General features: G+C 63.5%; 16 protein-coding genes, 1 tRNA gene and 1 other RNA gene. 10 read left to right on the forward strand and 8 right to left on the reverse strand.

Features of this window, described 5'->3' with window-relative positions; genetic code table 11:
• Positions 1–2: 2 nt before the first annotated feature.
• Positions 3–1,142: an FMNH2-dependent alkanesulfonate monooxygenase gene (gene ssuD, locus GBJ34_RS00625; protein ID WP_151717321.1), complete on the reverse strand. Its 1,140-nt coding sequence runs from the start codon at positions 1,140–1,142 to the stop codon at positions 3–5.
• Entirely contained in the window at positions 1,139–2,527 is a 1,389-nt protein-coding gene (locus tag GBJ34_RS00630; RefSeq protein WP_151717322.1) for an LLM class flavin-dependent oxidoreductase, read from the reverse strand. Before GBJ34_RS00630 ends, ssuD begins: the two co-directional genes overlap by 4 nt.
• Before the next feature lie 954 nt (positions 2,528–3,481).
• Between GBJ34_RS00630 and GBJ34_RS00635 the strand changes: the two genes are divergently transcribed.
• A complete protein-coding gene (locus GBJ34_RS00635) occupies positions 3,482–3,967 on the forward strand; it encodes a GNAT family N-acetyltransferase (protein ID WP_151717323.1) in 486 nt (161 codons plus the stop codon).
• Between the two features lie 327 nt (positions 3,968–4,294).
• Positions 4,295–4,371, forward strand: a tRNA-Arg gene (locus GBJ34_RS00640).
• Positions 4,372–4,912: 541 nt separating this feature from the next.
• Here GBJ34_RS00640 and GBJ34_RS00650 read toward each other — a convergent pair.
• The 5 genes from GBJ34_RS00650 to GBJ34_RS00670 form a co-directional block, all read right to left on the reverse strand.
• Entirely contained in the window at positions 4,913–5,674 is a 762-nt protein-coding gene (locus GBJ34_RS00650; RefSeq protein WP_151717325.1) for an SDR family oxidoreductase, read from the reverse strand.
• Between the two features lie 430 nt (positions 5,675–6,104).
• An RNA gene (ffs, locus tag GBJ34_RS00655) (signal recognition particle sRNA small type) lies at positions 6,105–6,201 on the reverse strand.
• Positions 6,202–6,275: 74 nt separating this feature from the next.
• Complete coding sequence (locus tag GBJ34_RS00660; RefSeq protein ID WP_151717326.1) at positions 6,276–7,259, reverse strand: alpha/beta hydrolase; 984 nt, start codon at positions 7,257–7,259, stop codon at positions 6,276–6,278.
• Positions 7,256–7,885, reverse strand: a complete 630-nt coding sequence (locus GBJ34_RS00665; protein ID WP_151717327.1) for an HAD family hydrolase — start codon at positions 7,883–7,885, stop codon at positions 7,256–7,258. Before GBJ34_RS00665 ends, GBJ34_RS00660 begins: the two co-directional genes overlap by 4 nt.
• Positions 7,886–7,942: 57 nt before the next feature.
• On the reverse strand, positions 7,943–9,838 hold the full coding sequence (locus tag GBJ34_RS00670; RefSeq protein ID WP_151717328.1) for a bifunctional 2',3'-cyclic-nucleotide 2'-phosphodiesterase/3'-nucleotidase: 1,896 nt from the start codon (positions 9,836–9,838) through the stop codon (positions 7,943–7,945).
• Between the two features lie 300 nt (positions 9,839–10,138).
• Between GBJ34_RS00670 and nudC the strand changes: the two genes are divergently transcribed.
• Both nudC and GBJ34_RS00680 read left to right on the forward strand, forming a co-directional pair.
• Positions 10,139–11,095, forward strand: a complete 957-nt coding sequence (gene nudC, locus GBJ34_RS00675; protein ID WP_151717329.1) for an NAD(+) diphosphatase — start codon at positions 10,139–10,141, stop codon at positions 11,093–11,095.
• Positions 11,096–11,172: 77 nt separating this feature from the next.
• Positions 11,173–11,646 carry an SRPBCC family protein gene (locus tag GBJ34_RS00680; protein ID WP_151717330.1) on the forward strand — a complete coding sequence of 158 codons (474 nt, stop codon included), beginning with the start codon at positions 11,173–11,175 and terminating at the stop codon, positions 11,644–11,646.
• Between the two features lie 94 nt (positions 11,647–11,740).
• Here GBJ34_RS00680 and GBJ34_RS00685 read toward each other — a convergent pair whose 3' ends face one another.
• Positions 11,741–12,598, reverse strand: a complete 858-nt coding sequence (locus GBJ34_RS00685) for a prephenate dehydratase (protein WP_151717331.1) — start codon at positions 12,596–12,598, stop codon at positions 11,741–11,743.
• Between the two features lie 121 nt (positions 12,599–12,719).
• Between GBJ34_RS00685 and GBJ34_RS00690 the strand changes: the two genes are divergently transcribed.
• The 6 genes from GBJ34_RS00690 (at position 12,720) to GBJ34_RS00715 (ending at position 20,548) form a co-directional block, all read left to right on the forward strand.
• Positions 12,720–13,244 carry a c-type cytochrome gene (locus GBJ34_RS00690; RefSeq protein ID WP_151717332.1) on the forward strand — a complete coding sequence of 175 codons (525 nt, stop codon included), beginning with the start codon at positions 12,720–12,722 and terminating at the stop codon, positions 13,242–13,244.
• A 196-nt stretch (positions 13,245–13,440) separates the two neighbouring features.
• On the forward strand, positions 13,441–15,393 hold the full coding sequence (locus GBJ34_RS00695) for an extracellular solute-binding protein (protein ID WP_151717333.1): 1,953 nt from the start codon (positions 13,441–13,443) through the stop codon (positions 15,391–15,393).
• A gap of 52 nt (positions 15,394–15,445) precedes the next feature.
• Positions 15,446–16,597 (forward strand): microcin C ABC transporter permease YejB, encoded by a 1,152-nt coding sequence (locus GBJ34_RS00700; RefSeq protein WP_151717334.1) that lies wholly within the window; start codon positions 15,446–15,448, stop codon positions 16,595–16,597.
• A gap of 5 nt (positions 16,598–16,602) precedes the next feature.
• A complete protein-coding gene (locus GBJ34_RS00705; protein WP_151717335.1) occupies positions 16,603–17,709 on the forward strand; it encodes an ABC transporter permease in 1,107 nt (368 codons plus the stop codon).
• On the forward strand, positions 17,706–19,319 hold the full coding sequence (locus GBJ34_RS00710) for an ABC transporter ATP-binding protein (RefSeq protein ID WP_226340999.1): 1,614 nt from the start codon (positions 17,706–17,708) through the stop codon (positions 19,317–19,319). Before GBJ34_RS00705 ends, GBJ34_RS00710 begins: the two co-directional genes overlap by 4 nt.
• Complete coding sequence (locus tag GBJ34_RS00715) at positions 19,316–20,548, forward strand: glycosyltransferase family 4 protein (protein ID WP_151717336.1); 1,233 nt, start codon at positions 19,316–19,318, stop codon at positions 20,546–20,548. The genes GBJ34_RS00710 and GBJ34_RS00715 overlap by 4 nt, the downstream gene beginning before the upstream one ends.

The following is a 20,548-nucleotide window of genomic DNA, read 5'->3' on the forward strand; positions in this document are numbered from 1 at the left end:
CTTCAGGATGCGGATTGGCGGCGGCGCGCGTCAAAGGCACCGCCGGTCTGGCTGCTGCCCCGAAGCGTCACGGCATCCTTGCCGAGCAGCGGGAAGACCAGTTCGGCAAAGCGGATGCTTTCCTCCAGATGTGGATAGCCGGACAGCACGAAAGTATCGACGCCAAGCGCCTGATATTCCCGCAGGCGTTCGGCAATCTGTTCCGGCGCGCCAACCAGAGCGGTGCCCGCGCCGCCCCGCACCAGCCCCACCCCGGCCCAGAGATTGGGCCCGACCACCAGCCGGTCGCGCCGCCCGCCATGCAGCGCCGCCATGCGCGACTGGCCCACGGAATCCATCTTGGCATAGCCTGCCTGTGCGGCCGCGATCTCTTCATCGGTCAGGCGGGAAATCAGGCGATCCCCCTCGGCCCAGGCCTCGGCCTCGGTCTCGCGGGCGATGACATGCAGGCGCACGCCAAAGCGCACCGTCCGGCCATGCTTTGCGGCACGGGCGCGAACATCGGCGATCTTTTCGGCGACCTGCGCGGGCGGCTCGCCCCATGTCAGATAGGCATCGACATGTTTTGCCGCCAACTCATGCGCGGCGGGGGAAGAGCCGCCGAAGTAGAGCGGCGGATAGGGGCTTTGCACCGCCGGATGGAAATTGCGCGCGCCTTGCACGGTGATGTGCTTGCCCGCGAAATCCACCGTCTCGCCGGTCAGCAGCCTGCGCCAGACGGTCAGGAATTCATCGGCATTCTCATAGCGCCCGTCATGGCTGAAGAACACGCCATCGGCGGCCAGTTCGGTTGCGTCGCCCCCCGGCACCACGTTCAGAATCAGCCGTCCGCCAAGCGCCTGATCCAGCGTCGCGGCCTGCCGGGCCGAGGCTGTGGGCCCGCTGATCGAGGTGCGCAATGCCACCAGCAGCTTGATGCGTTTGGTCTCATGGATCAGGCTGGCCGCCACAACCCAAGGGTCCTGGCAGGAAGATCCGGTGGGGATCAACAACCCGTCATAACCCAGCCGGTCCGCGGTTACCGCCACATCGCGCAGGTAATCCAGCGTTGGCGCGCGGCCAAAATCCGAGGTACCAAGATAGCGGGTATCGCCCGAGGTGGGCAGGAACCAGAAGATATCGGGTGGGGACAGGGCGGTCATTCTGCGGCTCCAAGCAGGCGGGCACCGGGGCGGAAGCCCTGGGCGGTATGGGTGGCGGGCAGGCGGTCGCCCTTGCCGAAGGTGCGGTGGCGCAGGCTGCCCTCGGCATATTCGGTCTTGTAGCTGCCGCGCGATTGCAGCTCTGGCACGACCAGATCGGCGAAATCGACATAGCTTTCCGGTGTCACGATGCGGGTCAGGTTGAAGCCGTCGATCTCGCCTTCGCGGATCCAGTCTTCCAGCTCATCCGCAACCTGCGCCGCGGTGCCGGTGATCGGCGGATAGCGCCCGCCCATGGCCAGCTGATCCAGAAGTGCGCGCTTGGTATAGCCTCGGCTTTGCGCCAATTTCGCCGCCGACTGGATGGCGTTCGATTGGCCGAAGGGGATCGGATCATCCAGACCATAACGATCAAAGTCGATCCCGAGGGAGGCCGAGTAATGCGCAAGGCCCGCCTCGGGGCTGGCGCTGGCTGTGTACTCGGCCAACCGTTCTTGAGCAGCCTTTTCCGAACGGTCGGCAATCACCGCGATCCCGGCCAGAATGCGAATGTCCTGAGGGTCGCGCCCGGCATCCGCTACCGCCTTGCGCACCGCGCGCGAGGCGGCACGGGCGGCGGCCTTGTCGGGGACCGAGATGAAGACGCATTCTGCGTGGCGCGCGGCAAAGGCCTGCCCGCGCCCGGATGTGCCGGCCTGAAACAGCACCGGCGTGCGCTGGCGCGAGGGTTCCGACAGGTGATAGCCATCGACCTGATAGAACTGACCGCGATGATGCACGCGGTGGATGCGGGACGGGTCGGCATAGATACGCGCAGCACGATCGCCCAGAACAGCGCCATCCTCCCACGAGCCTTCCCAAAGCTTGTAAAGCACCTCCAGATATTCATCGGCCTGATCGTAGCGCAGGTCGTGCCCGGTCTGGCCATCGCGCCCGACAGCGCGGGCGGCACTGTCGAGATAGCCGGTCACGATGTTCCAGCCGATCCGCCCGTCTGTCAGATGGTCCAGCGTCGACATGCGACGGGCGAAAGTATAGGGGGCCTCATTGTTCACGTTGACCGTGATGCCAAAGCCCAGGTGTTTGGTGACGGCGGCCATGGCCGAGACCAGCATCATCGGATCATTGACCGGCAGTTGCACCGCCTCGCGTGCGGGCACGTCGATGCCGCCGCCATAGACGTCATAGACGCCAAGGATATCCGCCAGAAACACCGCATCGAACAGCCCGCGCTCCAGCGTTTTCGCTAGGTCGGTCCAGTGATCCAGCCGCTTGTAATCGATGGATGTGTCGCGCGGATGCGTCCATTGGCCATGATTGATATGGCCCACGCAATTCATGCTGAACGCATTGACCAGAATGTGTTTTCTAAGCCGATCTGCCATCAGGTCGCTCCATGTCGGGGAAGGGGGATGCCGTTCGGCGCGTATGGCCCGCGGCAGAAGGTGTCGATCTCACCGGAGGGTGCCGCCGCTCGCGGTCGGCATTCTCCCGGTCGGGATCGCAAATGGCCGATATGACCGAGATCTGGGGCGTGGCAAACCGCTTGGGCTCCGACCAAATCCCTTGCCGGTTGGAGCAGAGCCGCGTTGTCGCTGCGAAGTCCGAACGCGCGGCAACATAGGCCGCCTCGCGCTGGGCGATGGTGATCGCGCGGCGTAAGGCGCTGCCCGCCTGCCGGGGGGCCGCACTGGTCCGGTGTCGCCCGCCGTCGCCCGCTCCGCCGTCATCCATCGCGCTGGATTTACCGCCCAAGGTCGCAGGGGACGGAGGCTCGGTCAAAGGCAGGATGCAGTGATGGTCCGGCCGCGCCCGATACGATGCCGCTCGAGGCCAGAATGCCTGCGCCAGCGTCTGGGGGACCAACCGCGCCTGCGGATGCGGCAGGGGCGACCTGCGGGGCGGTCGGCCCATATGGGGCGTCATCTGAAAATTCATGGCTGCCTCTGATCCGGCCCACGAGACCAGAGGAATGGGCGCGGGATGCGCGCCATAACAACGATCTCATGTGTCGTGATTATGCGACCAGGCGGCGCCCATCGCGATTCCAAACCCCAGTGCTTAAGGAGAGGAATTTGACTGCGGCCGTTCGGACAGCGATGAATTTCTTTTGCCCCACAGATATTCGAGCACATGTGCGGCGGCGGGCTGCGATCCGGGCAGCGATCTGCCGAACACAGGTTCGCGCTCGAAGAAGGCTTGCGTTCAAGTGGGCTCCATTAGGGCATAGGGGCTGATCGGCGGTCAAATTCGCCGAAACCCCTTCAATCCTCCGTCTTTGGGCATTGCGTCTGCCGCGCGCGCGGTATTCAACTTCCGAACCCAGCCGGAAGATTGCCATGCCCTCTGACAAGCCCGCCCTTGAAATTCGCCGCGACACGCCGCTTGCCGCCGAGGTTCTGCCGCTTCTGCAGCGTCATCTGGATCTGATGTGGGCCGCCTCGCCCCCCGAGAGCGTGCACGCGCTGGACCCGGCTGAGCTGGCCGTCGCCGATGTCGCCTTTTTCACCTTGCGCGAGGGTGAAACCGTGCTCGGCATGGGGGCGATCAAACGGATTGACGCGGGTCATGCCGAGATAAAATCCATGCATGTGGTCGCTGAGGCGCGCGGACGCGGCCTTGCCGTACTGCTGCTGGATCGCCTGATGTCGGAAGCACAGCGCCTCGGCTATGCCCGTCTCAGCCTCGAGACCGGCGTCGAGGAGGTCTTTGCGCCGGCGCGCGCGCTTTACTTCCGCGCGGGATTTGAGCAATGCCCGCCCTTCGAAGGCTATTGGGATGATCCCAACAGTTTCTTCATGACGAAGGCGCTGGCCCCGGCCTGAGCCCCGCGCGCCGCCCATAGGGCGCAATCCCCGGCTTGCGATAGCGGCTTGGTCGCGCGCGATCACGCAGAGCAGTCGTCTTGGGAGCCATGGTCGTGGCTTGATTTGCTTGTAAGTTTGACGCGCTTGAAGGCATGAGGCCCGTGGGGCATGTGGCACCCCGCCAGAATGCGGCGGAATTTCGGTTTGGATCCGCGCCCTGGCCCTCGTGCGGGCCGCTGCGATTTTTGCCCCATGATCGGCACAGAATAGCGACGCCAGCATGGCGGGCCAGCAAGCCGCCAAGCCGTTGCGAACCGCTTTCCGAACCGCTATCAGAGGAAGCACGGCCTCGTAGCTCAACTGGATAGAGCACGGACCTTCTAAGTCTGGGGTTGGGGGTTCAAGTCCTCCCGGGGTCGCCAAGTTTCTGAAATACTGACGATAGACAACAAATTCTCGCGTTTTCGATCGCGTCCGGGATGTATTGTGGCTCGATGTTCGTGAGCCGTGAGCCGTGAGCCGTGAGCCGTGAGCCGTGAGCCGTGAGCCGTGAGCCGTGAGCCGTGAGCCGTGAGCCGTGAGCCGTGAGCCGTGAACGGCACATTTTCTTGGGGCCGTTCGGGGGGATGCGGCACCTTTGGCGAAAGTCCCAAGCCCGGTTCAAGTTTGCCGGGATCACTGGACCTTCCCGCTGCTGATGGCGGGCGCGGATCTGTCGCCTTGATGCATCGGCTGGCACGGCTGATCGCCTCATGTGGCAAGCCCGCCTGCCGCTGCTACGAAGTCAGATTCAGGGAGAGGGTCGGGGGCAGTTCCGCAGTTTCGAAGTGGTCCCGGGCACCGGGACGCGGGGGATGGGGCGATGCTGTTAGGGGGCCGACAATGGCCGCGCCCCGACTGTATTGGCCGGGACGGGCCGTTTGCTCAGGCGGCCCCGGTTGTGGCCTGGGTGCGGCGCTTGGCCTAGACCTTGGCGATCGAGTTCCCGCCATCGGCCAGCATCGCCGAGCCTGTCACGAAACTTGACAGGTCAGAGGCGAGGAACAGCGCCGCATTGGCGATCTCGGTCGGTTGCGCCATCCGCTTCAGCGCATGAAGGTTCTCGATAAAGGTGGCGGTTTGTGGGTTGGTCGCCGCATCGCCGGCCATGCCGGTCAGGGTGCCGCCGGGCAGCAAGGCATTGGCACGAATCCCCTGCGGCCCGTAATCGACGGCAATCGCCTGAACGAGCCCGATGAGCCCGCTTTTGGAGGCTGCATAAGTTCCCATGCCGGGCAGGGTCGCGGTATGGCCGATGAAAGTGCCGGTGAAGATCAGCGACCCGCCCCCCCGCGCGAGCAATGCAGGGATTTCTGCCCGCGCGGCATGGAAGGCTGCAGTCAGGTTGGTCGCCAACACCTCTTCCCATTCCTCCGGCTCGGTCTCGGCAATCTTGGCCCCTGATCCAAGGCGCCCCGCATTGTTGAACGCGGCGTCCAGCCCGCCAAACTCTTGCTTTGCGAGATCGACCATCGCCCCGGCATAGTGCGGGTCGGTCACATCCCCGGCAAGCGGGACCGCTGTGCCGCCCGCATGGCAGATTTCATCGGCCACGGCCTGCAATTCCGGCAGGCGTCGCGCGCCGAGAACCAGACGCGCGCCCTGCGCGGCAAAAAGCCGGGCTGCGGCGGCACCGATGCCGCTGGAAGCCCCGGTGATGATGACGGTCTTGTCTTGGAGAAGCATCCTAAGTCCTTTCAACCTTTGATGGCTTTTCCTAGGGGGGCATGAGGGTGCGATACGACCCGGATCTTGCGCATGGCTGACCCGAAACTTGCGACATCCAAGCTGTTGCGGATTTGCTGATGCTGCCCGCTTGGGGGGAGTGCGATCTGTGCGAAGAAACGGTGGACGATGCCATGGGCCGGGCCTGTCACGCAACGCCGCGTGTGGAGGAAGCCTTGATTGATGATTGCTTTCAATCACCGCAGGCATGGCGGCGATGCGGCTGAGCGCCTTGGGCGTGGTGAAGCGGAGCGTCGATGCGTCGGTGATGCCGGGGGCAGGTCATGCCGCCTGCGTGCCCCGTTTGCCGCAGGCCTTGTCGGGTCACATATCGCAGAGAGGGTGATAGATCCGTGAGGCCGTGATCTTTCAAAGCGCTGTATGGGGAAAGGGTGAGAGGCTGGACAACGACCCAAGCGGGGCTCGTTACGGCTGCTTCCTTCCGGACCTGACCGGGTTGGCGAGGTGCCTGCCCGCGCCAACCTCTCAAGGCTGCATTTAGGGGGTTGCGCGGGGCTTTGCAAGCCCTCTGCGCCGGGGGCGGTGAAAAGGCCCGCGGCCCTCAGGGCGCTGCGGCGGCCTTCAGATCGTCGATCATGCTGGCGATCAGATTGGCCACGCGGGCGGGATCTTGTGTCGCCGATTGCAGATGGTCGCCCGGCGTCAGCAGAACAGTCGTCCCGCCCTGGCGTGTGGCCAGTAGATCCTGCACGATTGTCACCGGCACCAGCCGATCCGCGCGGCCCTGAAACACCAGAACCGGACCATCAAACGCGGCAATAGCGGGCAGGGCCACGGCTTGCCCCAGGTTTTCGCCATGGGTCAGCGTGAAGGCCGGGATGGCCAGTCGCGCGCCAAGGCTGCGCAGCGGCAGGCCCAGCCGATCGGTGATGTGGCGCAGCACCGCCGGGAAATTCAGTGCGGGTGCATCAAGGATCACCCCGACCACATGCGGTGCCTGATCGGATCGGGCAAGGAACTGCCCGATGATCGCCCCACCCATGGAAGCACCGACGAGCACCACCCGTTCCATGCCCTGCGCGCGCAGCATTTCCACGGCTGCATCCAGATCCTGCCATTCGGTCAGGCCGAACAGATGCATTCCCTCGGGGGCCATGGGGGCATCCGGGTCCTGACGATAGCTGATCAACAAGACAGGTATGCCGCTGCGATGCAGGGCGGGCAGGTAAAGATAGCCATCCTCGCGCGCCCCGCCGATGCCATGCACGAAGATCGCACCAAGTTTGGCATCGGGGCGCGTGGCCTCTGCCGCGCCGGGCACCAGCCAGGCCGGGGCGGGGCCAAGCGGGGTCTCCACCGCAAGCGTCTGATAGGCATAACCGAAGGCGGCTTGCGGGTCGCCGCGATAGCCAAGCTGTGTCGGGTCAGTCGGGGGGGCCATGTGCTGAGACAGGGCCGCGCCTGTGAGGACGCCCGTCATCAGCCGGTGGCTGAACCATGTGGAAAACAGGATGGCCAGCCCGGCCAGCAGGGTAAAGCCGACGATCAGGCGGCGCGGCCAGCGCGGGCCGGGGCGCGGCGTCATGCCAAGAGACCGGCGCGGCGTGCGCCGTCCAGCAAGGTGTCGGCGACGTGATGGGCATAGCGGCCCGTGGCCGGGATGATATCGGGCACCTGCACCACGGTGCAGCCTGCGGCATGGGCGGCCTCGGCCCCCGGTTCGCTGTCCTCAAACACAAGGCAGCGCGCCGGATCGACGCCAAGGCGCGCAGCGGTCAGCAGATAGGGTTCGGCATGGGGCTTCGCTTGCGCCACGTCATCGCGGGTGATGACCACCGGGAAATGCGGGGCAAGCCCCGCCAGCGCCAGCTTGCGATGTGCGCTTTCGCGATGCGACGAGGTGCACAGCGCCTTGGGAAGTGGCAACAAATCCAGCAGAGCCGCAGCACCCGGCTTCAGCGGCATCTCCTGTTCCAGCGCCGCCTCGAAGCCGCCGCGCCAGCGCGCGCCGAAGGTGGTGATATCCAGCGCCGGATAGGCGATCTGCAAGATCTGGTCGCTGGCCTCGGCATCCTTTCCGACCAATTGGTGAAAGATCATTGGATCAGGGTCCAGACCCAGATCGCGCAGGATATCCTGGCCAAGCCGCATCGCCACGGCCTCGGTATCCAGCAGAGTTCCATCCAGATCGAAGATCACCGCCTCAAACATCGTCACATCCTGTCCCGTATTCGCTTGCGTCCTGCTCTCGTGGCGAAGCCTAGCGGATCACAGATGCAGACGGAAGCGCGCGAAGCCGCTTGGCTGGTGGCCGAGAAATTCGGGCTGCAGATGGGCGATATCCTGTCGGGTTTCCAACGCGCCCGGGGCGGTGTCGAACAGGACCGAGGTGCCGGGCATCGGGCAAAAACGCGGCCCGGGCGTGGGCGTTCCACAAAGGGGCGAGGTCTCGGCGACGTGGCGCATCAGGATATCGCGGATCGGCACCCGCCCAAGATCAAGGCTGCGTGCCAGCCAGGGTCCGGCATAGCCGCCGCTGCCCGCAGCGCGATAGCTGTTCGTCGCAAGGATGAAATGCTGCGCCGGATCCACCGGCGCATCGCCGTGACGCAGGTTGCGCAGGCGGCGGCTTTGCGGGTGGCGCAATTGCCCGTGCCGGTCAAAGCGGGCGGGCTGGCTCAGATCGATCTCGAAGCTGAGGCCGCTGATGCGGTCATGGTTGTAACTTGGAAAATCTTCGTCCAGCAGCATCTGGTCATGACTGCCCGGGCGGATCTGGCGATAGAGCCCGACCGAGGCTTCAAGCCAATCGGCCAGTTCTGCCCCGGTCAGGCGCAGCGCGATGATCGTATTGGGAAAGATGTAGAGATCCGCGATATGGCGCATGGCCAGATCGCCCGCGGGTATATCGATATAATGGCCCGCGCCGCCGCGTCCGCCTGCCTTGAAGGGCGAGACGGCAGAGAGGATCGGCAATCCCGCCTCGGGGCGACCCTGCACCTGCCGCGCCACAAAGCGCCGCTGCGCCTCGGCCACCACATCCAGCGCATTGCTGGCCGCGATGGTGGCAAAATGGCTGTGCAGCCGGGCCTGGCTTTGCCCGACGCTGCGGCCGCAAAAGTGCAGCGTCTGCGCGTGCTCTTGCCGCACCTCCTGCACGACCTCGGGCAGGGGGGACGTGTCCGCCCGGACCGCCCGCACCTCGGCATGTGAGGAGGTCACGCGCCATCCTGCGCTGTCATGGGCAAGGTGCAGATCGATTACCCCCAGATGTGATCCATAGGCCCCCGGCATCACGATCGGGCGTCCAAGGATCCGGCCATGCGTCAGATCGGCACCGGGAAAGGCTGCGAAATCCTGCGAGGGATAGACCAGATGGCTGTGGCCCGCGATGATCGCATCAATGCCGGGCACCTGCGTCAAGGCTGCACTGGCATTCTCGGCCCCGTCGAGGTCATCGGCATTGCCGATCCCGGAATGCGACAGGGCAATCACCACATCAGCGCCGGCGGCCCGCAATTCCGGCACCCAATCGCGGGCCGCCGCCACGATATCGCGTGTGCTTAGCACACCTTCCAGCAACAGCCGGTCCCATTGCACGATTTGTGGCGGCGCAAAGCCGATGACGCCGATACGCAGCGTCAAACATTGACCATCCGCCGTGGTCACCTGCCGATCAAGCAGGGCAAAGGGCGGCATATAAGTGCGGTCTTCGCGTGGTCGCCCCCCAAGCGCATGGGCGATATTGGCAGACACGATCGGAAAATTCGCGCCGCGCAGCAACAGGGACAAAGTCTCCAATCCGTAATTGAATTCGTGATTGCCCAAGGTTGCGGCATCGTAACCCAACCGGTTCATCACCCGGATTGCGGGATGAACCGGAGGCAGCCCCTCTGGCCCGGAATCGTGCTGGCCAGAGCGTCGGAGGGCGATGAAATCCCCCATCGGATTGCCCTGAAGGAAGTCACCATTGTCAACAAGCAGGCAATCCGCCACTTCGGTCCGGGCTGCGGCAATTAATGTTGCGGTGCGCGCCAGGCCCAGCCGGGCATCCTCACGATCTGCGTAATAGTCATAGCCCATCAGATGGACATGCAAGTCTGTGGTCGCGAGAATGCGCAGCACCATATCGGGGCCGCTTGACCGGGAAACGGGCACTGACATGCTGAAGGCGGTATCTCCAGGCTGAAATCACGGGCCAAGCGCGGGGGCAGATTAAGCGATCTGTGGGGTTGTTCAAATCAACCTGCCACGGAACATCTGAGCGATTTACGCATGTTCGAGCAGAATCTGTCAATTCGTGATCGGAAAAGATATTGGCACAAGATATAATTTAGAGTTCGGTATTCATTGGCATTATCGGCGCGGCGGCTGCCATCCATCTTCTGGCGGGCTTGGCCTTGGCGGCATGGCGGGCTATCTCTTGGCGGCGCGTCACTTTGGCGCAGGACCCGGGAGAGCAGAATGCAAATCGCGGAAACGGTGACTTTTGCCGCAGCCGGCCCGGACCGTGCCGCCCATCTGCGCGGCGATACCGATCGCATGGCCGCGCTGCTGGCCACGGGCAAGGTGCTGCCGCTTTGGCGTGGCAAGGTGCTGATGCGGGATGAAAGCGCGCTTGGCTGGCTGGCCGAAGGTCATGCGGCGCTGGCCCATGGGCGTTCTGCGATCTTTCTGGGACTGGATACCGGGGGCGCGGCATGGTTTGCGCGCGACATCTCGGACTGGTCGCCCGAAGCAGGTGCCGAAGCGGTGGAGCACGGGTTCTTCGATCCGTCGGTACAGGCCCATCCAGCGCTTCCAGATCATCTGGGTTTCCACGAATTGCGGGGCGTGATGACGGCGCTTTCGCCCGAGGAGGCGGCGCTGGCCGCAACCGCGCGCGCCGTGCTGCACTGGCATCGCAGCCATGCCTATTGCGCGACCTGTGGCCATGCCTCCGACATGGTGATGGCGGGCTGGCAGCGGTCATGTCCGGGCTGCGGCGCGCAACATTTCCCACGCACCGATCCGGTGGTCATCATGCTGGTGACGCAAGGCAACCGCACGTTGCTCGGCCGTTCTTCAGGCTGGCCCGAGGGCATGTATTCCTGTCTTGCAGGCTTTGTGGAACCGGGCGAAAGCCTCGAATCCGCCGTGCGCCGTGAGGTGCTTGAGGAAACCGGGGTCCAGATCGGTCCGGTGCGCTATCTGGCCAGCCAGCCCTGGCCCTTCCCGGCATCCCTGATGATCGGCTGTGCGGCCGAGGCGACAAGCGAGACCATCACCCTTGATCCGGCTGAGCTGGAGGCTGCGATGTGGTGTTCGCGTGAAGATCTGCTTGCCGCCCATGCCGGGCAGCGCGAGGATCTGAAACTACCGCGCAACGGATCAATTGCGCATTTTTTGCTGACAAACTGGCTTGCAGACCGGCTGGATTGAGGGGAAAACTGGTGCCCGACAGCAAGGCGGCCCGATTGCAGGGGCAAGCCTGACCCATTGGCCAGGAGCGGACCCCTATGAAACTGAGCACCCGCGAAGATATCGAAGCCCCGCTGGCCTTTGTCTTTGACAGCTTCGCCGACACCGAAGGTTGGGAACGTGCGGCGCTGCGGCGCGGTGCCGAAGTGACCCGCACCGACCGCCTGCAGGGTTTCGGGCCCGGCATGGCGTGGAACGTGGGCTTCCTCTATCGCGGCAAGATGCGTCGCATCTCGGTGAAGCTCGCGGCCGTAGACAAGCCGAATGCCCTGACATTCCAAGGCTTTGGCAAGATGGTCGATGCCGAGGTAAAGGTGGATTTCGTGGAGATGTCAGCCCGGCGCACGCGCGTCACCCTGGGCGTTGAGGTCAAGCCGCGCAATCTGGCGGCGCGGGTCTTCCTGCAATCCATGAAACTTGCGCGCGGCAAGATCGACCGCAAGTTCGAGGCGCGTGTCGGCGCGCTGTGCAACGAGATCGAAGAGCGTTACCGCGCACAGGCCCGCGCCTGAAAGCGCGGCTGATATCCTGAGATGAGGCCCGCGCAACCGGGCACCTTCCGCCGATGGCGGCGGGGCCTGACGGCCCCCCGCCTGAACCAGCAGCTCAGGCCTGACCACCGATGCCCGCTGCCCCCTCGCGTTCCAACGCGGCGGGGTAGACGCCCAGAATGTTCATGTGGCTGGTGAAATAGCGCAGCTCTTCCAGGGCCCGCGCAACATTGGCATCCTGCGGATGGCCCTCGATATCGGCATAGAACTCGGTCGCGGTGAAGCTGCCGCCGACCATATAGCTTTCCAGCTTGGTCATGTTCACACCATTGGTGGCAAAGCCGCCAAGCGCCTTGTAAAGCGCGGCCGGAATGTTGCGCACCCGGAAGGTGAAGGTCGTCATCATCCGCGCGGCGCGCCGGGTATGATCGCCGTCGCGGCTCATCACCAGAAAGCGGGTGGTGTTGTTCGCGTGATCCTCGATATGGCGGGCCAGCACGTCCAGGCCGTAGATCTCGGCCGCCATTTCACTGGCCAGTGCCGCGCGGGCCGGGTCACGCGCCTCGGCGGTTTCGCGGGCGGCGCGGGCATTGTCGGAGCTGACCCGCCCCTTGATGTCATGCGCACGCAGAAAGCCCGCGCATTGCGGCAGGATCACCACATGGCCATAGGCCTCGCGCACATCTTCCAACTTGCCACCCTTGATGCCCAGCAGGTTCACATGCACCCGCACAAAGGCCTCGTCCACGATATGAAGCCCTGCATTGGGCAGCAGACTGTGGACATCGGCCACGCGACCATAGGTTGAGTTTTCAACGGCAAGGCAGCCCAGATCGACCTCACCCGCGCGGGTCATCTCTACCACATCTTCAAAGGTGGTGCAGGGAACGGGTTCAAAGCCCGGTCGTGCCTGCGCACAGGCCTGATGGGAATAGGCGCCTAGTTCGCCCTGGAACGCGATACGTCCTGCCATGATGTCACACTCCGCAGCCAAATCACCGCAATTGGCCTCTTTGTCGCGCTACTACACCTTGAAAAAGGGGGGGGGAAGCGGATAGAAGCCGATCAGCTACATGCCAAGAACGGGACGCGACATGTTCGACACGATGACACTCACCAAGGGGACGGGCGCAGTCTGCGGGTCTTTGCTCGCGTTTTTGCTGTTGAGCTGGGCCGGCACGAGTCTCTACTCGATGAGCGGTGGCGGCCATGGCGGCGAGGAAACCCAGTCCTATGTCATCGAGGTTGCCGCAGCCGAGGGTGGTGATGCTGCCGCAGCCGATGCAGGCCCCGCCTTCGCAGAAGTCTATGCCACCGCCGATGCCGCCAAGGGCGAGAAGGTCTTTGCCAAGTGCAAGGCCTGCCACAAGGTGGATGGCAGCGATGGCACCGGCCCGCATCTGAACGGTGTGGTGGATCGTGCCAAGGCCTCGGTCGCGGGCTTCGGCTATTCCGACGCCCTCAAGGCAATGGCCGCCGATCACTGGACGCCGGAAAATCTGGAAAAGTTCCTGACCAACCCGAAAGGCTATATGCCGGGCACCAAGATGTCCTTCGCGGGGCTGCCCAAGGTTCAGGATCGCGCCGACCTGATCGCCTGGCTGGCACAGCAGCAATAAGCGTCGGCAGATATCCCGGGGTTGATCCCGGATCGGAAAGGCCGCCTTTTCAGGCGGCCTTTGTATTTTGCGCCCTGATCGTCTGCTTGGCCTTGTTTTCACGGTGCTTTCACCGCGCTTTCACGGAATCGCGCCTTGAGGGGGCACGATTTTCCGCTAGTCTCGGTCCATAGCATCCGAAGACAGGAGACGCTTCATGGCGCACCACCCGACCCGCCGTTCTGCCCATGCCGCCACGCGTGCGGCCCGTCTTGAGGACCGGGGGCTTTCGGATCGCGGGCAGGGGATGGCGGCAGGGATCGTTCTGGCCGGCGCGGCGCTACTGGCGCTGGCCGCGTTTACCACCGCCAGCCGTGCCGATGCGGTGATGGTGTCGCATGGCATCTCCACCTTTGGGGATCTGAAATACCCGGCTGATTTCAAGCATCTGGATTATGTGAACCCGGATGCGCCCAAGGGCGGCGAGATCAGCGAATGGACGATGGGGGGCTTTGACAGCATGAACCCCTTCACCGTGAAGGGGCTGGCGGGTGCCTTGTCGACCGTCATGCTGGAGCCGATCATGACCGGCACCTCGGATGAGATCGGATCGGCCTATTGTCTCGTCTGTGCCACCATCGAATATCCCGAAAGCCGCGACTGGGTGATCTTCAACCTGCGCCCCGAGGCAAAATTTTCGGACGGCACGCCCCTGACCGCCGATGACGTGATGTTCTCCTATCAGACATTGCTGGAAAAGGGCCTGTCGGATTTCCGCACGGTGCTGGCGCAGCAGGTCGAGGGGGCCGAGGTGCTGGATCCGCATCGGATCAAGTTCACCTTCAAGCCGGATTTCCCCAAGCGCGACCTGATTCAAGAGGTCGGAGGACTGCCGGTTCTGTCCAAGGCACAGTTCGAGCGCGACAAGCTGGACCTCGAGAGCGCGACCTTGACGCCCTATATCGGCTCTGGTCCCTATATGTTCGACCGGATGGAGGTGGGCCGCACGCTGGTTTACAAGCGCAACCCGGATTACTGGGGGGCTACGCTGCCGATCAATGTGGGGCGCAGCAATTTCGATACCATCCGGCTGGAATACTTCGCCGACAGTGCGGCCGCGTTTGAGGCGTTCAAGTCGGGCGTCTACACCTTCCGCAATGAAAATTCTGCCAAGCAATGGTCGACCGCCTATGATTTTCCGGCGATCACCAAGGGCTATGCGGTGAAGGCAGAGCTGCATTCGGGTGCCAAGGCCTCGGGTCAGGCCTTCCTGATCAATCTGCGGCGCGAAAAGTTTCAGGACCCCCGCGTGCGCGAGGCCGTGGGCCTGATGTTCAACTTTGAATGGTCGAACCAGACGCTGTTCTATGGGCTTTACGACCGGGTCGAATCCATCTGGGAAAACACCTGGATGGAGGCCAAGGGCACGCCCGGCCCGGAAGAGATCGCGGTCTTGCAGCCGCTGGTGGATGCCAAGCTGCTGCCCGCATCGATCCTGACCGATGAAGCCGTGCTGGCACCTGTCTCGGGTGCGCGCCAGCTGGATCGTGGCAATCTGCGCCGTGCTTCCGCACTGCTGGACGCGGCGGGCTGGGAGGTCGGCGCGGATGGGCTGCGCCGTAATGCCAAGGGCGAGGTGCTGCGGATCGAACTGCTGAACGACGATTCCGCCTTTGACCGCGTGATCAATCCCTTTGTCGAGAACCTGCGCGCGCTTGGCATTGATGCGGCCAATGTGAAGGTCGATCCGGCGCAGATGGAAAACCGCACCCGGCCGCCGAATTATGATTTCGATCTGATTACCGGCAATGCGCGCTCCACCTATATCTCCGGGGCGGAACTGAAGCAGTTTTTCGGCGGTGCGACGGCGGACGATTCCGCCTTCAACCTGATGGGGTTGAAAAGCCCGGCAGTGGATAAGCTGATCGATCAGGCCATTGCCGCCAAGACCCGCGATGAGCTGACCTATATCACCATGGCACTGGACCGTGTGCTGCGCGCGGAACGGTTCTGGATCCCGCAATGGTATAAGGCCAGTCATACCGTGGCCTATTACGACCTGTTCGGTCACCCCGAAGCCTTGCCCGACTACGCACTGGGCGAAATGGATTTCTGGTGGTATGACGCCGAAAAGGCCGCGCGGCTGAAGGCCGAAGGCGCGATCCGATAAGTCGGCCCATCAAGGGCCCGGGCAGAACAACGACAACAGGCTGACGCACGCCATGGGTGCCTATATCCTTCGCAGGCTGCTGCTGATCATCCCGACATTGCTCGGGATCATGGTGATCAACTTCACGCTGACGCAATTCGTGCCCGGTGGACCGATCGAGCAGATCCTTGCCCAGCTGGACGGCGACGGCGATGCCTTCAGCGCAGTCTCGGGCAGTGGCGGTGATCCCGGTGGCGGTGGTCAGGGCGGACAGGGCGATTACATCGGCGCGCGTGGCCTGCCGCCGGAATTCATCGACCAGCTGGAGGTGCAGTTCGGTTTCGCCCGCATTGTCTGCGCAGATGGGTTTACCGGCACGCCCAGTCTGCGCGCCGCAGAATGCCACAAGGAGAAGATCGGCGCGGTCGAACGCTTCTTCATCATGATGGGCAATTACCTGACCTTCAATTTCGGCGAAAGCTACTTCCATTCCAAGGGCGTGATGGAACTGGTGGTGGAGAAAATGCCGGTCTCGATCTCGCTGGGTCTGTGGTCGACGCTGATCGCCTATATGGTCTCGATCCCGCTGGGGATCCGCAAGGCGGTGCGCGATGGCAGCGCCTTTGATACCTGGACCTCGGGCGTCATCATCGTGGGTTATGCCATCCCCGGCTTCCTGTTTGCAGTGCTGCTGATGGTGGTCTTTGCCGGGGGCACCTATTACCAATGGTTCCCGCTGCGCGGCCTGACCTCGGACAATTGGTCCAGCCTCAGCCTTTGGGGCAAGGTCACGGATTACGCCTGGCATATGGTGCTGCCGATCACGGCCTCCACCATCGCAAGTTTCGCAACCATGACGCTGCTGACCAAGAACAGCTTCCTTGATGAAATCCGCAAGCAATATGTGATGACCGCCCGCGCCAAGGGCTTGTCGGAATCTCGGGTGCTTTACGGCCATGTCTTCCGCAATGCGATGCTGATCGTGATCGCGGGCTTCCCGGCACTTTTTGTGGCGGTGTTCTTTGGCGGATCGATGATCATCGAGACGATCTTTTCACTGGATGGTCTGGGCCGGCTTGGCTTTGAGGCGGCGGTCAAGCGCAACTACCCGGTGCTGTTCGGCACGCTTTACGCGTTTTCGCTGCTGGCGCTGCTGGTCGGCATCCTGTCAGACCTGATGTATGTGCTGATTGATCCGCGCATCGATTTCGAGAAGCGGGGGTAAGCGCGATGGCCCTTTCGCCCCTGAACCAACGCCGCTGGCGCAACTTCAAGGCCAATCGCCGGGCCTTCTGGTCGCTATGGCTGTTCACCCTGCTGTTCGGCCTGTCGCTGTTTGCCGAGGTGCTGGCGAATGACAAGCCGCTGCTGGTCAGCCACAAGGGCGAATATTACACGCCCTTCCTGAAGTTTTACCCCGAAACTGCCTTTGGCGGCGATTTCCGCACCGAAGCCGCCTATCGCGACCCGGAGGTGCAATGCCTGATCGTCGCGCAGGGGGCCGAGGCCTGCTGGGACGACCCTGAGGGCATTCTGGCCGAGGCGCAATCGGGCACAGTTGAAGGGCAGGCGATTGAGGCGGGCTGGATCCTCTGGCCTCCGATCCCCTATAGCTACAACACGATCAATGATATCGGCCGCGCGGCCCCGTCGCCGCCCGATGCGCAGCATTGGCTGGGCACCGATGATACCGCGCGCGATGTGCTAGCACGGGTGATCTATGGCTTCCGCCTGTCGATCCTGTTTGCGCTGATCGTGACGGCGTTGACCTCGGTCGTCGGCATCACCGCGGGCGCGGTGCAGGGCTATTTCGGCGGCTGGGTCGACCTGATCTTCCAGCGCGTGATCGAGATCTGGAGCGCGACCCCCACGCTTTATGTGATCATCATCGTGGCCGCGATCTGGCGGATGAACTTCTGGTTGCTGGTTGCGCTGATGGTCGCCTTTGGCTGGACCTCGCTGATTGGCGTGGTGCGGGCCGAGTTTCTGCGCGCCCGCAACTTTGAATATGTCCGCGCGGCGCGGGCGCTTGGTGTGCCGGATCGGGTGATCATCTTCCGCCATGTGCTGCCCAATGCCATGGTCGCCACCCTGACCATGTTGCCCTTCATCGTCACCGGCACAATCGGAACGCTGGCCATGCTGGATTTTCTGGGCTTCGGCCTGCCCGCCTCGGCACCGTCGCTGGGGGAACTCACGCAACAGGCCAAGGACAATCTGCAGGCACCCTGGCTGGCCTTTACCGCCTTTTTCACCTTCGCCCTGATGCTGTCGCTGCTAGTCTTTATCTTTGAAGGCGTGCGCGATGCGTTTGACCCGCGAAAGACGTTCCGATGAGCGCGACCATGTCTGAAACCGTGCTGTCGGTTGAAAACCTGAACATCCGCTTCCGGCAGGATGGCCGCATCATCCATGCGGTGAAGGGCGTGAGCTTTGACGTGGCCAAGGGCGAGACGGTGGCGCTGGTCGGCGAAAGCGGATCGGGCAAATCAGTCACCGCCCTGTCCACCGTGCGGCTGCTGGCCGACAATGCCAGCGTCGAAGGCACGATCCGCTATCGTGGGCGCGATATCGCAACGGCGTCAGAACGCGATCTGCGCGGCATTCGCGGCAATGATATCAGCTTCATCTTCCAGGAGCCGATGACCAGCCTGAACCCGCTGCATACGATCGAGACCCAGATTGCGGAAAGCCTTGCCTTGCATCAGGGCCTGTCGGGGGCACCTGCGCGGGCACGGGTGCTGGAGCTGCTGACCAAAGTTGGCATCCGCGATGCCGAAAGCCGGCTGACCGCCTATCCGCATGAGCTGTCGGGCGGGCAGCGCCAGCGGGTGATGATCGCAATGGCCTTGGCCAACGGGCCGGAACTTCTGATCGCGGATGAGCCGACCACCGCGTTGGATGTGACCATCCAGGCCCAGATCCTTGAGATGCTGGCCGATCTGAAGGCGCGCGAATGCCTGTCGATGCTGTTCATCACCCATGATCTGGGCATCGTGCGCCGCATCGCCGACCGGGTCTGCGTGATGAAGGACGGGCTGATCGTCGAGCAGGGCCGCACGAATGAAATCTTTGCCAATCCGCAGCATCCCTATACCCAAAAGCTGCTGGCGGCGGAACCTCAGGGCCGCGCGGGTCCCGTGCCCCCGGGCGCGCCGGTGGTGGTGGAGACCGAGGAGTTGCGGGTCTGGTTCCCGATCAAGACCGGCCTTCTGCGCCGGGTGACGGGCCATGTGAAGGCGGTCAACGGGGCCTCCATCTCGGTGCGCGCTGGTGAGACGCTGGGGATCGTCGGCGAAAGCGGGTCGGGCAAGACCACGCTGGCGCTGGCCATCATGCGGCTGATCCCGTCCACCGGGCGCATCGCGCTGCTGGGGCGCGACATATCCGGTCTGTCGGCCCGGGCGATGCGCGATCTGCGCCGCGATATGCAGATCGTGTTCCAGGACCCTTACGGATCGCTGTCCCCGCGCATGACGGTCGAGGAGATCATCGCCGAAGGCCTTGGCGTCCATGGCACCGAGCCGGGGCAGGACAAGCTCGCCATGGTTGCGAGCATCATGACCGAGGTCGGGCTCGATCCGTCGATGATGGGCCGCTATCCGCATGAATTTTCCGGCGGACAGCGCCAGCGCATCGCGATTGCCCGCGCGATGATCCTGCGCCCCAAGCTGGTGGTGCTGGACGAGCCGACATCGGCGCTGGACATGACCGTGCAGGTGCAGATCGTGGAATTGCTGCGCGATCTGCAACGCAAATGGGGCTTGGCCTATCTGTTCATCAGCCACGATCTGCGGGTGGTGCGGGCGCTGTCGCATAAGGTGATCGTGATGCGCGCGGGCGATGTGGTCGAGGCCGGCGAGGGCGCACAGATTTTTGAGGCCCCGCGCGAGGATTATACCCGAACCCTGCTGCGGGCGGCATTCGGCGAAGGAAGCCAGATTTGAAGATCCTTTTCATTCACCAGAATTTTCCGGGACAGTTCCTGCATCTGGCCCCGGCGATGCAGGCGCGCGGCCATGATTGCCTTGCGCTGACCGACCAGTCCAACACGCGCAATATCAGCATTCCGGTGGTGAAATACCGCCACAATGTTGCAGCACCCGATCCTGCCGCCTGCCGGTTGGGCCGCAATTACACACAGATGAGCGATCGTGGCGTGACGGTCGCGCGCGCCTGTATGCAACTGCGCGAACAGGGCTATCGCCCCGATGTGATCTTTGGCCATTCCGGTTGGGGCGAGACGCTGTTTCTGAAAGAGGTCTGGCCCGAGGCCAAGCTGCTGGTCTATTCCGAGTTTTACTATCGCGGCATGGGTGCCGATGTGGGGTTTGATCCCGAATTCGATCCGCCAAGTTTCGATCAGGTGATGATCGCCCAGGGGCGTGCGGCGCATCTGGGGCAGGCGCTGGTTCACGCCGATGCGGGCCTCAGCCCCACGAAATGGCAGGCCTCAACCCATCCGCCGACGCTGCGCGACAAGATCGAGGTGATCTTTGATGGCGTGAACACCGAGGTGATGAAACCAGATCCGAACGCGGTGCTGGAACTGCCAGATGGCGGTCCGACCTTGCGCGCGGGCGACGAGGTTCTGACCTTCGTGAACCGCAATCTCGAACCTTATCGGGGCTATCACAGCTTCATGCGGGCACTGCCTGCGGTGATGGCAGAACGCCCCAATGCGCAGGTGGTGATCGTCGGCGGCAATGAGGTGAGCTATGGCCGCGCCGCGCCGAATGGCCAAAGCTGGAAGGATATCTTCCTGTCCGAAGTGCGCGATCAGCTGGATCTGAGCCGGGTGCATTTCATCGGCAAGGTGCCCTATCCGACTTTTGTATCGATGATGCAGGTCAGCCGGGTCCATGCCTACCTGACCTATCCTTTCGTCCTCAGCTGGTCGATGCTGGAGGCGATGAGCGCGGGCTGTCTGGTGGTCGGATCGCGCACCGCGCCGGTGCAGGAGCTGATCGAGGATGGCGTGAACGGGCGTCTGGTCGATTTCTTCGACGTGCCGGGCTGGTCGAAGATGCTGACCAAGGCGCTGGCCCGCCCCGACCGTTTCACCGAGATGCGCCGCGCCGCGCGTGAGACGATCCTGCAGGGCTATGATCTGCAAACGGTCTGCCTGCCGCGCATGGTGCGTTGGGTCGAAAGTTTCAGCCCTGCGCAGGGCTGA

The sequence above is a fragment of the Gemmobacter serpentinus genome, assembly GCF_008973825.1.
Taxonomy (GTDB): domain Bacteria; phylum Pseudomonadota; class Alphaproteobacteria; order Rhodobacterales; family Rhodobacteraceae; genus Gemmobacter; species Gemmobacter serpentinus.

Excerpts from the sequence above, each read along its gene's own strand:
- ssuD (WP_151717321.1), bottom strand. The coding sequence starts at position 1,142 with ATGACCGCCCTGTCCCCACCCGATATCTTCTGGTTCCTGCCCACCTCG.
- GBJ34_RS00630 (WP_151717322.1), bottom strand. The coding sequence starts at position 2,527 with ATGGCAGATCGGCTTAGAAAACACATTCTGGTCAATGCGTTCAGCATG.
- GBJ34_RS00635 (WP_151717323.1), top strand. The coding sequence starts at position 3,482 with ATGCCCTCTGACAAGCCCGCCCTTGAAATTCGCCGCGACACGCCGCTT.
- GBJ34_RS00650 (WP_151717325.1), bottom strand. The coding sequence starts at position 5,674 with ATGCTTCTCCAAGACAAGACCGTCATCATCACCGGGGCTTCCAGCGGC.
- GBJ34_RS00660 (WP_151717326.1), bottom strand. The coding sequence starts at position 7,259 with ATGACGCCGCGCCCCGGCCCGCGCTGGCCGCGCCGCCTGATCGTCGGC.
- GBJ34_RS00665 (WP_151717327.1), bottom strand. The coding sequence starts at position 7,885 with ATGTTTGAGGCGGTGATCTTCGATCTGGATGGAACTCTGCTGGATACC.
- GBJ34_RS00670 (WP_151717328.1), bottom strand. The coding sequence starts at position 9,838 with ATGTCAGTGCCCGTTTCCCGGTCAAGCGGCCCCGATATGGTGCTGCGC.
- nudC (WP_151717329.1), top strand. The coding sequence starts at position 10,139 with ATGCAAATCGCGGAAACGGTGACTTTTGCCGCAGCCGGCCCGGACCGT.
- GBJ34_RS00680 (WP_151717330.1), top strand. The coding sequence starts at position 11,173 with ATGAAACTGAGCACCCGCGAAGATATCGAAGCCCCGCTGGCCTTTGTC.
- GBJ34_RS00685 (WP_151717331.1), bottom strand. The coding sequence starts at position 12,598 with ATGGCAGGACGTATCGCGTTCCAGGGCGAACTAGGCGCCTATTCCCAT.
- GBJ34_RS00690 (WP_151717332.1), top strand. The coding sequence starts at position 12,720 with ATGTTCGACACGATGACACTCACCAAGGGGACGGGCGCAGTCTGCGGG.
- GBJ34_RS00695 (WP_151717333.1), top strand. The coding sequence starts at position 13,441 with ATGGCGCACCACCCGACCCGCCGTTCTGCCCATGCCGCCACGCGTGCG.
- GBJ34_RS00700 (WP_151717334.1), top strand. The coding sequence starts at position 15,446 with ATGGGTGCCTATATCCTTCGCAGGCTGCTGCTGATCATCCCGACATTG.
- GBJ34_RS00705 (WP_151717335.1), top strand. The coding sequence starts at position 16,603 with ATGGCCCTTTCGCCCCTGAACCAACGCCGCTGGCGCAACTTCAAGGCC.
- GBJ34_RS00710 (WP_226340999.1), top strand. The coding sequence starts at position 17,706 with ATGAGCGCGACCATGTCTGAAACCGTGCTGTCGGTTGAAAACCTGAAC.